Genomic DNA, 12940 nt, shown 5'->3' with positions numbered 1-12940 from the left:
AGTGGAATCTGTACCAAAAACGAAGAAGTTTGAAGCCATCAAAGGGCTATCAGAAAAAGGTTATGCAGTTACCATTCTATGTGATATCGCTGGAGTAACTAGAGGTGGGTACTACAAATGGATAAAGCGACAGTTGATGCCTTCTGAAAAACAATTGGAGGATACCGAAATAAAAAAGAAGGTATTGGAGTGTCATAAAAAACTTAAAGGGATTTATGGATACAGGAGAGTACAAGTTTGGCTGAAAGCTACTTATAACCTTCATTTTAATCACAAACGTATACAAAGGTTGATGGGTGAACTAGGTATCAAAGCCATTATTAGGAGAAAACGACCTTATTACGGGAAGAAAGAGGCTTACGTGATTTCAGATAACCATCTGAACAGGGATTTTCAAGCTTCCAAACCAAACGAAAAATGGGTAACAGATATTACCTATTTGATTTTCAATGGACAGAGATTGTACTTATCCGCTATTAAAGACCTATACAACAATGAAATTGTTGCCTATGAAATTAGCCGTAGAAATGACCTGAAACTAGTACTAGACACACTTAAAAAGGCAAGAAAAAAACGAAACGTGAAAGGGATTCTCCTGCATAGTGATCAGGGGTTCCAGTACACATCTCGTCAATATACTCAACTACTCAAAAAATATCAGATGAAGGCTAGTATGTCCAGAAAGGGGAACTGTTGGGACAATGCTTGTATAGAAAGCTTCTTCAGTCACTTTAAGTCAGAGTGTTTTCACCTATACTCTTTCCGCACAGCTGATGAGGTTAAGTTTGCTGTGCGCAAATATATATACTTTTATAATCACCACAGGTTCCAAAAGAAACTAAATAACCTGAGTCCATATAAATATAGAACTCAGGTTGCTTAATTGTGTTTTTTGAATACTGTCTACTTGACAGGGGTCACTCCAATATGCGGGTTCTTTTTTTTGTGCAGGTAGGATGAAAAAAGTGTTAAAAATTATTATTTTTTGTTTCATATTGCTGTAAAGAAGCAGTTTTATAGCCGATTTTGTTGAAAAAGTCGGTTTGATAAAAGTATTTATTTTTGTTAGAATTTTATTGAAATTAAGAAGATGTGATGAGGAAAAAATTACTCATTTTTATGTATATGTGAAAAAACGAGCAATATGGGGGTGAAAGTGTGGGATATCGATGTTATAGAATGGTATACCATTTAGAAAATGGAGAAACAATTAAAGATATAAAAGAATTTTGTTACCGAGACCAAGGGAAAGTGCTAGAAAGAGTAGCTCATCGTGTAATGGACAATAGAGAAGTGACAGCGATTGATAAGCAGGGAACGATCATTTCAATAGCGTGTGAGGACATTGTAAAGGTAGAACTTGATTACATAACAGAAAGTTAGCCTTGAGTCATATCGAATTATTCGATAAAATATACTGTTGAATGGTGAAGAGAGCAGAGAGGAGTTTATCATGGGTAGTACAAGACACTTTTATATGTTTATTTTAGCTTTTGTTCTTGTTGTGGCGTTAACAATTTATTTAATTGTTGATAGCAGCTGGTACAATACAGTTCATCCGGCATTCCTTCTATTTATGTATGTAGGAATTGCGGTTGTTAGTTTCGGAATGAGAGACGAAATGTTAGATCGCTTTGAAAAGTGATACATATACGAAAGACCAACAGGAAAATGTTGGTCTTTTTTTCTTGCCAAGAATTTTAAAAGGCACCTTCTTCAATAACGACAATACGAGAGCAAAAGTTTATACAAAGAAACGCTAATAGGTACATCTTTCGGAGTATGTAATATAAAGCTGAAAACGATAACGAGAATGAGAAAGAGGAAAAATAAAAATAGGATTTGCTTATGTATAGAATTCTGCATACTATCCACTCCTTTTTTAGGTAGTATGTCCAAAAGAAAGAAGGGTATGAAAAATTTTAGGAGGGAGAATGATGAAAAAAAGAAAATGGTTATATAGAATAGGAGTCCTTTTATTTTCAATTGGTCTCATATTAGTAAATTTTTACTCAGATATACCATCGCCATTTCCTAATTTGCATAAAGGGATTGGTATGAGTGTTGTCATAGCTGGTCTGCTTTGTCTGATCGCATCAAATTTCTATAGAAAATCTGAATGAATATAAAGTGAAACTTTAATCAGTGGGGGTTTTGTCCATCCCCACTGATTATTAGCTGAACCAATCGGGCGTTTACGGGCAGTTGATCTCCCACCTAACTCCCTCGCATTCGCCGAATTTTGAGGTGGGGGTCTTACTGCCCGTTAATGCGGGATAAAAAAAGGACAGTTACTTCTTTTCAGAAGAACTGTCCTTTTTAAATAACTTATTCCATAGCTTGGCGATACTCCATATAATAACGATTGCAATGGAGGCAATAATGGACCAAACAATTGATACAATTTCAAGTGTCATGTTAGGAAGGAATGTGAGAATGGATACTACTTTATGAAACAATGATTCTATTATATGAAAACTTATCTGTAATAGAATGACGATACCAAGTGTAATCCATGCTAACATTTGTTTTCCTTTTTCTTTCCACATGACATTTACCTCACGTTAGCTTAATAGTTTTAAGCCAACAGCGCCGCATAGAATGCAGCTTAAGAAGGCAAGACGACGCCAATCCGCTGATTCGCGGAAAATAAGAATACCTAGAAGTGCACTACCAGCAGTTCCGATTCCAGTCCAAATCGCGTAAGCAGTTCCCATCGGTAATGTGTCCATCGCAAGGGATAAGAAGAAGAAGCTTACGCCGAAGTTAGCGATTAAAATAACTTTTGGTGCCCAGCCTTTCTTTTCAGTGGCTACTTTCATAAAGAGTACACCAATAATTTCACAAATACCAGCTAGAATTAAAAATACCCAAGCCATTTTATGCAGCCTCCTTCGTTTCTTTTTCTTCTGTTACTCGTTTTAAACCAATTACTCCGAAGAAGATTAAACCGATTAATAATACTTTTACAATAGAGAATGGTTCTCCGAAGATGAAAATCTCTGTAAGAACGATTCCGCCTGCGCCGATTCCTGTAAAGACTGCGTACACAGTACCGACAGGTAAATCTTTATAAGCTCTAAATAATAAGACGAAACTTACTGTAATTAATAGAGCGACACCTATCCACTCAAGTGGTGTCTCCGCGTGTTTTAGTCCAATTACCCAAAAGATTTCAATAATACCAGCTAAGATTACATAAATCCATGCCATATGTCATTTCTCCTTCCTACCAGTCGTTAGGTAAAGGGCTTAAAAACGACGCATTGCAAAGGAGCAATCCGTCAGTTTGAAAGTCCGCGCCAAAATACTTTCCAAGAGGCGTCTAAACGTGTCTCAAAACGATTTAAACCTGCGTATAGTAGTTCAACCATAAGACCGTCAAGTAAGCATAGAAAAGCTTCTAAGGCATCTTTTACTTCAATGTTATGCAGCTCATCTTGCTCGCTTGCCCTTTTAAATACAGGGAATAAAAGTTTTCCGACGTTTTCAATGTGTACATTCGCTTTATTGATAATTTGTTCGCGAAATGCATCCGGCGGAAAATAAGAAGTCCGTAACCAAAACATTGATTCTTCACTTTCACCAAATCGTTTTGCATAACCTTTTAACAGATTTACTAGTAATTCTTCAGTGGACAATTTTGAAAAATTTTCGATATCGTCTGTGAAGCTTTGCAAATCTTTTTGAAGAGCGGATTCTAAGCATGTGAAATATAACTCTTCTTTTCCTTTAAAGTGTGCGTAAATCGATGGTTTTTTAATCCCAACTTCTTGAGCAATATTTGCTAATGAAGTTCCTTCGTAGCCGTAGCGTGCGAAATGAGAAAGTGCTACAGCTTTAATGCGGTTTGCTGTCATTTTCATCCCCTACCTACCGTTCGTTAGGTTAATTATATGAGATGGAAAATATAAAGTCAATAGGTGAAGAGTTGAAAAAAGAGCGCTATAGTTAACGCTCTTTTTTAGACTGTTTCTCGCTCAATTAAATGGAATGAAAGTTCTTCTGCGTTGCCGATAATTTGTTCACTTTGAATTTGTTTATGGAATAAAGAAAAAGCATGTGAGCCCATTGTGAGACCGGGATGTTCAATAGTTGTAATTTCTAATGCTTTTGAAATTTCATGGTTATCAAATCCGAGGATAGCGAGGTCTTCGGGTATTCGAATGCCATGTTTTCGCGCCTCTGTTAATAAACCAGCTGCAACTTGATCGTTCGCTGTAAAAATAGCGGTTGGACGATTTTTCATGTTTAAAATACGATGAAGTATTTTTGCCCCGTCCTGCATCGTATAACATTGATGGAAAATCCAATCAGGGTGCACTGTTTTTCCTTCGTGACGAAGAGTATCGGCGAAAGCTTTTTTACGCTCGATTGAATTAACACTTGTTTTTCTTGCTAAACAAATGCCGATTTTTTCATGACCTTTACTGAGTAAATAGGAAGTACCAAGGCGGAATCCTTCATAATGATCTACAAAGACAGATGAAATGAGCGGATGTTTCATTTTTTCACATGAAATAATGGGGGCAAATTTTGCGAACGGTTCAATTTGTTCCCATGAACTCGTTCGAGAGCAAATAATCATCCCGTCGAATTGTTTCATTTTCATCATTTCAAGAACGCGAATTTCTTCAATACTATCGTAATTCGTTTGGCATAAATTAATATGATATCCAGCTGCTAATGCTTCGTTTCCGATTCCTTCAATAATGGTACTGAAGTATGGAACATTAATGAAAGGGAGCATAACCCCGATTGTATATGTTTTTCCCTTTATTAAATGAATAGCATTAATATTTTTTGCATAGTTCAATTCTTCAACTGCATCTAGAACACGCTTACGTTTTTCTTCTTTTACGTAAGGGTGATTATTAAGGACGCGGGAAACAGTTGCTATGGATACACCAGCAGTTTTTGCAATCTGTTTTATATTGGCCATATGTATCACCTCTTTACTTAATTATAAGGGGAAAATAATAAGAATGAAAAAATCTTGACCTGAAAAGCTTTTCACAAACTATGTTATAAACATGACTTCTGTTATTCGCGTAACCTTTTTATTTGGGCGTGAGAGTAGCGGGGTCTTTTTTGTATGTTTGCAAAGAGTTTTTGTCAAAATGTGTGAGAATAACGTGGAAAGTTTTCGGAGGAGGCGTTTCATAACGAAGCGAATATGAAGAGAGTATAAACGCTTCGGTCGTTAAGAGGGCGGTATGAAAGGGCGGAAACAAATTGAAAAAAGGAATCGTTTGTTTCGTGTTTTCTAGTGTATTACTTAGCTCATGTTCATTTCAGCAAACGATGCAAGAAGAAAAAACATTTGTGGGAACAACAGGGGGGGCTAAGGATCGTGTTACTGATCCTATCCCGCTAAAGGAGCTACCGAAATATTTTCCAGCGAAGTTCAAAGTTCCAACATTTTTACCTTATGACATTACGAGTGATGTGATGGGGGAGGTAAGGATGATGGGCAAGAAGAATGTTGTCGTAACGATTAAATATAAGCAACAAGAGAAAGGAAGGCGCGACTATATAGAATTAACAGTAGCAAACTTTTCTTACAGTTTTCCATACCTCGTAGAAGAGAATCGATTTCAAGAACAAATGAGGCTGAATAATGGAGCGCCTGCTTATTTTAAAAATAAGGATGATTACGAACGAGGAGATGAATTCGCTACGCTTATATGGCAAGAGCAGGGAATTGAATATCAGCTATTATATCGTAATGTAGACGAGAAAGATGAAGATGTAATCAAGCAAAATTTATTATACATTGCGAACAATATGGAATGAAAAAACTAGCTGAATTACACAGCTAGTTTTTTGTATGTTATTTCTTTTTAATTTTGCCTGTCCAAGATTTAAATCCACCTTGTAATTGGTAGAAATCTTTGTAGCCTTGTTTTTTTAAGTATTGTGCTGCACGACCTGTACGGAATCCGCTTTGGCAGTATAAGTAAACAGGTTGATCTTTACGAAGTTCTTTATGACGAAGGCGAACTTGTGATAACGGAATGTTACGTGCACCTAAAATATGCCCTGCGTTATATTCGTCTGCTTCGCGAATATCGATAAGCTGTGCTTTACGGTAGCCAGCGCGAAATTCTTCTTCTGTAAGAGTTTTAATTAATTTTTTCTGATAGAAATACATCCATACAGTGTAACCGATGAACGCTACGATTACGGCTAATAAAATAATCCAACTTGTTGACACGGTTCTATCGCTCCCTTTTTTCTAATCCTACTTTCAATATTATAATGCCCATATGTATTTATGCAACAGATTCATTCGCATATAAGAAGAAATTTCGTATTCTTTCACAAATTTTGTCGAATTTGGTAGACTAGAGAATGTGAAAAATAATTGGTTATATGAGGTGCAGGATGGGAAAAGAAAAATGGTGTTATATTAACTCTGGTCAATGTTCACCAGCATTTAATATGGCGTTAGATGAATGCTTATTAAATTGGCAAAGTGAAAAGAAAATGCCGCCAACAATTCGTTTTTATGAATGGGAAGTGCCGACATTAACAGTCGGGTATTTTCAGCGTGTTGAAAAAGACATTAATATGGATGTAGTTAACGAAAAAGAATATGGTTTCGTTCGTCGTCAAACAGGCGGCAGGGGTGTATTACATGATAAAGAATTAACGTACAGTGTTATTGTGTCTGAAGATCATCCAAATATGCCAAAAACAGTTACAGAAGCATATCGTGTTATTTCGCAAGGCTTATTAGATGGTTTTAAGGCATTAGGATTAGAAGCATATTATGCAGTTCCGAAAACAGAAGCGGATCGTGAAAATTTGAAAAATCCGCGTTCAGGAGTATGTTTTGATGCACCATCTTGGTATGAAATTGTAGTTGAAGGAAGAAAAATCGCAGGTAGTGCTCAAACACGTCAAAAAGGTGTTATTTTACAGCACGGTTCTATTCCGTTAGAAATAGATTTAGATGAGTTATACGATCTATTTTTATTCTCGAATGAACGTGTAAAAGAGCGTATGAAAAACATGTTTTCTTCTAAAGCGGTAGCGATTAATGAATTAACAGATCGTACATTTACGATTGAACAGTTAATTAAAGCGTTTGAAACTGGATTTGAAAAAGGATTAGATATAGAGCTTGTGCCGTATGAACTAACAGAAGAACAGCTTCATGAAGTTCAAACGTTAGCAAAAGAGAAGTATGAAAGTAATGAATGGAATTATAAAAAATAAGGAGATGGCGACCGCCATCTCCTTATTTTTATAGTAAATTAAGTACTTTTTCTACTTTGATTCCTTTATCTTGTAAAGAACGAAGGCGATTTACAACGTCCATAATCTCTTTGTCGAATGTAACGCTAATACCTTGGCTTTGTAGCTCTTCTTTTAATCCTTCAATAGAATCATCTATGTCGATGCCAAGCTCGTAATCTTGACAAACTTCAATTGTCTTTTTCACAAGTTTAACATAATTTTCTTGTAGTTTTGTATTTGTTTCAGTCAAAGCAGGTTGCTTTGGTTTTGCAGGAGTAACCGGTGCTGTCTCTTGCTTTGTAACTGGAGTAGGTACTGTTTTTTTCATAGGTGCTGGAGTAGATAGTTCTACAGCTGCTTCAACACTTACTGGCTTCGGTGTTGGTACCGGAGTAGGTTTAGGCGCCATAGCAGGTGTTTCTACTCGCGTAACAGGTTTTGGAGCAGGTGTAACTGCTTTTGGAGCTTCTACAACTACTTCTTTTTTCGGAGTAGCTTCTGCAACTGTTTCTTCTTGCTCAGCAGCTTCTTTATTTTCTTTGCTCCACATAACGCGTTCAACTTCTAGAGAAACATTATTTTTGTTCATCGCTGTTAATGTAACTTTACCAACTTCAGCGTTCCCAGTGAAATCAACAATTTTATAAATAACACTCTTGTTCCAATCCACGTTTCCGCTCAAAAATAATTCTTCGTTACATTTCGGCGTTAAGCCCTCGATTTTAATTTCTGCGTTTACACCGTTTTCACTATATACCATAATTAGCGAAGCATTTACATCTTCGTCTGCTAACATTAGTTCACGTACCATTTTGCCGGTGCGTACTTGCGTTTTCTTCTTAACTGACATCTAATTTCTCCTCTCAAAAATTCAGTAATAATAAAAAAATCGTATAACGAAAAATAATTGCTCACGAAGATTTATGATACCGATAATAAAAGCATCACGTCAACAATTAACTTTAATTATTTTGCATTTTTCTTATTTTCTTTATGAAATTTTTCAATTTGTAAAATTAGACAGAAGAAAAACAGCCTTTTGAAAGGCTGTTAAAATTTAGACGTTTTATATAAAAATTTGTATAGAATATAAAAAGAAAGTGTCACAAGAGTACCTTGCCAAATAGATAAATTATAAAATAAGTACGGTTGTGTTTTAAAAAATACGTTTGAAAAAACTGATAAGACAAAAGGTATGAATACTGATAATAAGAGAAGTGCTTTTTGTTTCCAGGAAACTAGTATTGTAAAAGAAAACCGTCTAAATAACGAAAAAGTTATGAAAGCACCAATTGTTAAAACGATAGCAGATAATATTGTTCCAGGAATACTAAATGGAATTCCTGAAGTGTTTGTATCTGAAAATAGTTTTTGCATAAGAGTAGTGAATGTATCGTATCCAATTTGAATAGCTAATAATAAACTAACTGCAAATCCAATAACGGTAGCTTGTTGGAAAGAATTTTGATGTTCTGAAGAGTTAATCAATTCGTCGCAGTAAGCTTTTAAATCTTCTCCGAAAATATCATGTGCATTTTTACCATCTTCTTGCGCTTCTAAAAGATGATCCAATATTTCTAAAAGCAATTCTTCCATTTGATTTTGCGGAACGCTAGTAAAACGTAAATAAATAAGCATATCACCATAAGCAGCTTCGTTTTCAGGTGATAATAGCTTTCTTTTTTCATTGTTTAACTTAACCATTTCTTTTTCGGTCATAACCTCATTACTCCTTTTTAAATTCTAAGTATTCTTTTTTGAAGAAAAGTTTATATAGTACATAGCAAGAGATGGCCAGTAAAGTGCCGATCAAAGGTGAGGTTTGCAAAGTAGTATAGGGCTGTTTAATAAATAAAAAGGAAATACCGATTAATAGTATCCATAGGCAATGGCGGATTAAAAAACTTCCTATATGCCTCCAAATAGTTGTTTTGTTTTTAAATAAATCCGTGTTAATAAAATCGAAGACAAAACGTATGATGAGATGTACGGACAGTATAAATGCAAGCAGATAAATGAAATCAATGTGTACAAATTTAAAACGTGCTTCATTGGAAAATAGGGGTAATATAAATGCAATCACAGACGAAATAGCAAAGTATATTGCTAACAGGTAACAAGTTATAAATAGAGGAATCGATAATTGTTCCCATAAACTTTGCTTCGGTAGGATAGCGATTAGCTCGTCACAGTACGCCTGTAAGTCGTCGCCAAAAATATCATAAGCATTTTTTTCTTCTTGCTGGGCTTCGATAAGGTGATCTAGAATTTCAATTAGCAGTTCTTCTGTGTGGTATTCTGGTACTTTAGCTAAGCGGATGTATATTAACATGTCACTATAGGCGGTTTCATTTTCTGTAGTTAATAATTTACGCTTTTGATTATTTAGTTCGATTAAATCTTGCGCATTCATCCCTATCACTCCCCTTGTAATAAATTGTTTACCGTCGTTGAAACCATTCCCCAGCTTTTTTTAAATTCTTCAAGCTGTTCTAATCCCGTATCAGTTACGTGATAATATTTTCGCTTCGGTCCAAGAGAGGAAGCCTTTAATGTACCTTCAATAAGTTTCTCTTTTTGCATGCGTAACAATAACGGATATATGCTTCCTTCGCTTACGAATGTAAAGCCATGTTTATTTAATTTTGTACTCAGTTCATATCCGTACACTTCTTCTTGTGAAATGATGTATAGAATACACCCTTCTAGTACACCTTTTAACATTTGGCTGTGCATGATTTCACCACCTTTTATCCAGGTAACTTGCATTGCAAGGTAGCTGGTATCCAAATTATAACATTCAGTAACTTGCAACGCAAGTTACTGAAGTGGAAAACTTTAATCTGTGTTAATTTTACTTTGTTTCCCATACTAACGAGAGGAGGGAAGCATATGAAACCATTTATGCCAAAACTCGTTTACTTTGAACCGAGGGAACTCGAATATCCGCTTGGAAAAGAGCTTTATGAGAAGTTTACGAAGATGGGATTAGAAATTCGTGAAACGACATCACACAATCAAATTAGAAATTTGCCAGGCGAAAATGAATTGCAAAAGTATCGTAATGCAAAAGCGACACTAGTCGTTGGGGTGAGGAAGACATTAAAGTTTGATACATCAAAGCCGTCAGCTGAATATGCAATCCCGCTTGCAACAGGGTGTATGGGACATTGTCATTATTGTTATTTGCAAACGACACTTGGTAGTAAACCTTACGTAAGGGTGTATGTGAATCTAGATGAAATATTTGAGAAGGCAAAGCAATATATGGATGAAAGGGCCCCTGAAATAACAAGATTTGAAGCGGCGTGTACATCAGACATCGTCGGAATTGATCATTTAACACATGCATTAAAGCGGGCGATAGAGTTTATCGGAGACAGTGAACATGGACGTTTACGTTTCGTTACAAAATATTCGCACGTTGATCATTTATTAGATGCAAGGCATAATGGGAAAACGCGTTTTCGATTTAGTATTAATTCACGTTATGTGATTAAAAATTTTGAACCAGGGACATCGCCATTTGAAGAACGAATTGAGGCTGCACGTAAAGTGGCGGGGGCTAATTACCCTCTTGGTTTTATTGTTGCGCCAATTTATATGCATGAAGGGTGGGAAGAAGGGTACCGTGAATTGTTTGAACGGTTGTACAATGCGTTAAAAGATATGACGATACCAAATTTAACGTTCGAATTAATTCAACATCGCTTTACGAAACCGGCAAAAAAGGTCATTCAAGAGCGTTATCCAAATACGAAACTTGAAATGGATGAAGAGAAGCGGAAATATAAATGGGGACGATACGGTATTGGAAAATATGTATATCAAAAGGATGATGTGGAAGTATTAGAAGAAACAATACGAGGTTATATATATGAGTATTTTCCCGATGCAGAAATTCAATATTTTACATAAGGGGAATCTGTATGCGAATATGGATTCTTTTTTTGTTTTATATATTTAGGCTCGTTTCCACCTTGTCACGTTATTCTTTCTGGTGTATCATTTTATTGATTGCTTCGTACGGAATAAGCAAAATGAAATTGGATGGAGGAAACCGATGCCTACCCCTAGTATGGAAGATTATATTGAACAAATTTATTTGTTGATTGATGAAAAGGGTTATGCCCGTGTATCTGATATTGCTGAAGCGCTTAGTGTACATCCATCCTCTGTAACAAAAATGGTACAAAAATTAGACAAGGACGAATATCTAATTTATGAAAAATATAGAGGGCTTGTATTAACATCAAAAGGTAAAAAAATCGGAGAACGTCTCGTATATCGTCATGAATTGTTAGAACAGTTTATGCGCATTATCGGTGTGGATGAAAGCAAAATTTATAATGATGTAGAAGGAATTGAACATCATTTAAGTTGGGAATCAATTGACCGTATCGGTGATTTAGTACAATACTTTGAACAAGATGAAGTTCGAGTAGAAACACTTCGTGGTGTTCAAAAAGCAAATGAAGAGAAAAGTAATTAAGGGGAACGTATGGCGTTTCCTTTTTTATTTCAATCGAAAAGGACGGGAGAATAATGAAAGCGATTATTTTTGATTTTGATGGATTAATTGTGGACACAGAAACAATATGGTTTCACTCTTTTAGAGATGCTGTTCGTGAATACGGCGGCGAGTTACCTTTAGAGGAATTTGCAAAATGTATTGGAACGACAGATGAAGTGCTTTATGCATATTTAAAAGAGCAATTAAAAGAAAAGTTTAATGAGCGTACATTAAAGGAAAAAGTAACAACTTTACATAAAGAAAAAATGAAAATACCGAAAGCACGTGACGGTGTAAAAGAATATTTAGAAGAAGCGAAAGAAGTTGGATTAAAAATCGCATTAGCCTCCAGTTCATCTAGAGAGTGGGTCGTTCGTTTTTTAGAAGAGCTACAGATTAGAGAGTATTTTGAAGTGATTAAAACGAGAGAAGATGTCGTGAAGGTAAAACCAGATCCCGCTCTTTATAAAGTTGCGATAGAAGAATTAGGAGTTGAACCATCGGAAGCTGTTGTATTTGAAGATTCATTAAATGGATTGAAAGCAGCAATTGCAGCAGGATTAAAATGTGTCGTCGTACCTAATGATGTGACAAGAAATCTACAATTTGAAAACCATCACCTTCGTATCGAAAGTATGAAAGAAAAAAGTTTGAAAGAAGTACTTCAATATATAAAGTGAAACTTTAATTAATCGGGGCTTTTCTCATCCCCACTGATTATTTGCCCATACTAATTGAGATAAAAAAAGACCGTATTTCCTAAAAGGAAGCACGGTCTTTCTTTTTGTTTTTTTTACCTTCAATGACAGTTAAATGAGATTGTTTTCTTTTTCTTTTCAACGATGGAGAATTACCCTTTTTCCCCTTGTCATCAGAAGCATTTCGTTTCAAGAAAGAATTACTTAGGGGTGCTACATTTTGTTTCCCGTGTTTGCGGTTCGATTGTTTCGCTGCACGCTTATATGAGCTTTGCGAATTTGCAGAACCACTAGAGTTTGTAAACATTTTGTAGAGTAAGTAAAAGATACCGACGACAGCTAACATGATACCAATGTTTTTCAATATTCCCATTGGATCTGTAATAACAGATGAAACAAGGCCGAATATTGCTAATCCGATAATAAGCACAAATATAGCGAATGTAAACGAACGACCGTTCATAAGGGACACCTCCTAAAAACA

Annotated in this window: 20 protein-coding genes; 9 read left to right on the top strand and 11 right to left on the bottom strand. The window is 35.6% G+C overall.

Annotated elements, in window-relative coordinates:
* The first annotated feature begins 1 nt into the window (after position 1).
* The 4 genes from ACP6L7_RS17975 to ACP6L7_RS17960 all read left to right on the top strand — a co-directional run bounded on the left by ACP6L7_RS17975 (position 2) and on the right by ACP6L7_RS17960 (position 2123).
* Entirely contained in the window at positions 2 to 883 is an 882-nt protein-coding gene (locus tag ACP6L7_RS17975) for an IS3 family transposase (RefSeq protein ID WP_430528867.1), read from the top strand.
* A 296-nt stretch (positions 884 to 1179) separates the two neighbouring features.
* Positions 1180 to 1383: a DUF3929 family protein gene (locus tag ACP6L7_RS17970; protein WP_000262494.1), complete on the top strand. Its 204-nt coding sequence runs from the start codon at positions 1180 to 1182 to the stop codon at positions 1381 to 1383.
* A gap of 70 nt (positions 1384 to 1453) precedes the next feature.
* Positions 1454 to 1645, top strand: coding sequence for a hypothetical protein (locus ACP6L7_RS17965; RefSeq protein WP_000535934.1), 192 nt, complete (start codon positions 1454 to 1456; stop codon positions 1643 to 1645).
* 292 nt (positions 1646 to 1937) lie between these two features.
* Complete coding sequence (locus ACP6L7_RS17960; RefSeq protein WP_141533236.1) at positions 1938 to 2123, top strand: hypothetical protein; 186 nt, start codon at positions 1938 to 1940, stop codon at positions 2121 to 2123.
* A 168-nt stretch (positions 2124 to 2291) separates the two neighbouring features.
* On the opposite strand, the gene ACP6L7_RS17955 is transcribed toward ACP6L7_RS17960, so the two are convergent.
* The 5 genes from ACP6L7_RS17955 to ACP6L7_RS17935 all read right to left on the bottom strand — a co-directional run bounded on the left by ACP6L7_RS17955 (position 2292) and on the right by ACP6L7_RS17935 (position 4942).
* Positions 2292 to 2549 carry a DUF3975 family protein gene (locus ACP6L7_RS17955; RefSeq protein WP_097830710.1) on the bottom strand — a complete coding sequence of 86 codons (258 nt, stop codon included), beginning with the start codon at positions 2547 to 2549 and terminating at the stop codon, positions 2292 to 2294.
* Between the two features lie 15 nt (positions 2550 to 2564).
* Positions 2565 to 2879: a DMT family transporter gene (locus tag ACP6L7_RS17950; protein WP_000312621.1), complete on the bottom strand. Its 315-nt coding sequence runs from the start codon at positions 2877 to 2879 to the stop codon at positions 2565 to 2567.
* A gap of 1 nt (position 2880) precedes the next feature.
* Positions 2881 to 3213 (bottom strand): DMT family transporter, encoded by a 333-nt coding sequence (locus tag ACP6L7_RS17945; protein ID WP_002145771.1) that lies wholly within the window; start codon positions 3211 to 3213, stop codon positions 2881 to 2883.
* Positions 3214 to 3284: 71 nt separating this feature from the next.
* The gene (locus ACP6L7_RS17940) at positions 3285 to 3866 is read right to left on the bottom strand and encodes a TetR/AcrR family transcriptional regulator (RefSeq protein WP_128853419.1); all 582 of its coding nucleotides are present in this window, start codon (positions 3864 to 3866) and stop codon (positions 3285 to 3287) included.
* Between the two features lie 98 nt (positions 3867 to 3964).
* Positions 3965 to 4942 carry a LacI family DNA-binding transcriptional regulator gene (locus tag ACP6L7_RS17935; RefSeq protein ID WP_097830712.1) on the bottom strand — a complete coding sequence of 326 codons (978 nt, stop codon included), beginning with the start codon at positions 4940 to 4942 and terminating at the stop codon, positions 3965 to 3967.
* A gap of 317 nt (positions 4943 to 5259) precedes the next feature.
* On the opposite strand from ACP6L7_RS17935, the gene ACP6L7_RS17930 reads away from it, so the two are divergent.
* Positions 5260 to 5796: a DNA polymerase III subunit delta gene (locus ACP6L7_RS17930; protein ID WP_141533260.1), complete on the top strand. Its 537-nt coding sequence runs from the start codon at positions 5260 to 5262 to the stop codon at positions 5794 to 5796.
* A gap of 37 nt (positions 5797 to 5833) precedes the next feature.
* Here the strand turns inward: ACP6L7_RS17930 and ACP6L7_RS17925 are convergent, their stop codons facing one another.
* Positions 5834 to 6217 (bottom strand): rhodanese-like domain-containing protein, encoded by a 384-nt coding sequence (locus tag ACP6L7_RS17925; protein WP_097830714.1) that lies wholly within the window; start codon positions 6215 to 6217, stop codon positions 5834 to 5836.
* Between the two features lie 170 nt (positions 6218 to 6387).
* Here ACP6L7_RS17925 and ACP6L7_RS17920 point away from each other — a divergent pair, with 170 nt between their 5' ends.
* On the top strand, positions 6388 to 7224 hold the full coding sequence (locus ACP6L7_RS17920; protein WP_097830715.1) for a lipoate--protein ligase family protein: 837 nt from the start codon (positions 6388 to 6390) through the stop codon (positions 7222 to 7224).
* Between the two features lie 28 nt (positions 7225 to 7252).
* On the opposite strand, the gene ACP6L7_RS17915 is transcribed toward ACP6L7_RS17920, so the two are convergent.
* From ACP6L7_RS17915 to ACP6L7_RS17900, 4 genes are all read right to left on the bottom strand, one after another.
* Positions 7253 to 8095 (bottom strand): hypothetical protein, encoded by an 843-nt coding sequence (locus tag ACP6L7_RS17915; protein WP_097830716.1) that lies wholly within the window; start codon positions 8093 to 8095, stop codon positions 7253 to 7255.
* A 200-nt stretch (positions 8096 to 8295) separates the two neighbouring features.
* Positions 8296 to 8964: a DUF1048 domain-containing protein gene (locus tag ACP6L7_RS17910; RefSeq protein ID WP_097830717.1), complete on the bottom strand. Its 669-nt coding sequence runs from the start codon at positions 8962 to 8964 to the stop codon at positions 8296 to 8298.
* A 7-nt stretch (positions 8965 to 8971) separates the two neighbouring features.
* Positions 8972 to 9658 (bottom strand): DUF1129 domain-containing protein, encoded by a 687-nt coding sequence (locus ACP6L7_RS17905; RefSeq protein WP_097830718.1) that lies wholly within the window; start codon positions 9656 to 9658, stop codon positions 8972 to 8974.
* Between the two features lie 5 nt (positions 9659 to 9663).
* Complete coding sequence (locus ACP6L7_RS17900; RefSeq protein ID WP_097830719.1) at positions 9664 to 9981, bottom strand: PadR family transcriptional regulator; 318 nt, start codon at positions 9979 to 9981, stop codon at positions 9664 to 9666.
* A gap of 156 nt (positions 9982 to 10137) precedes the next feature.
* Here ACP6L7_RS17900 and splB point away from each other — a divergent pair, with 156 nt between their 5' ends.
* From splB to ACP6L7_RS17885, 3 genes are all read left to right on the top strand, one after another.
* Positions 10138 to 11163, top strand: coding sequence for a spore photoproduct lyase (gene splB / locus ACP6L7_RS17895; protein WP_097830720.1), 1026 nt, complete (start codon positions 10138 to 10140; stop codon positions 11161 to 11163).
* 145 nt (positions 11164 to 11308) lie between these two features.
* Positions 11309 to 11737 carry a transcriptional regulator MntR gene (mntR, locus tag ACP6L7_RS17890; RefSeq protein ID WP_001143080.1) on the top strand — a complete coding sequence of 143 codons (429 nt, stop codon included), beginning with the start codon at positions 11309 to 11311 and terminating at the stop codon, positions 11735 to 11737.
* Positions 11738 to 11790: 53 nt separating this feature from the next.
* Positions 11791 to 12438, top strand: coding sequence for an HAD family hydrolase (locus ACP6L7_RS17885; protein ID WP_141533238.1), 648 nt, complete (start codon positions 11791 to 11793; stop codon positions 12436 to 12438).
* Between the two features lie 79 nt (positions 12439 to 12517).
* Here ACP6L7_RS17885 and ACP6L7_RS17880 read toward each other — a convergent pair whose 3' ends face one another.
* Entirely contained in the window at positions 12518 to 12919 is a 402-nt protein-coding gene (locus ACP6L7_RS17880) for an SA1362 family protein (protein ID WP_097830722.1), read from the bottom strand.
* Positions 12920 to 12940: the final 21 nt, after the last annotated feature.

The sequence above is a fragment of the Bacillus silvicola genome (assembly GCF_050524305.1).
In the GTDB taxonomy this organism is placed as follows: Bacteria; Bacillota; Bacilli; order Bacillales; family Bacillaceae_G; genus Bacillus_A; species Bacillus_A cereus_AT.
Note: the sequence above shows the minus strand (reverse complement) of the source record. Positions and strands in the feature narration are given on the sequence as shown.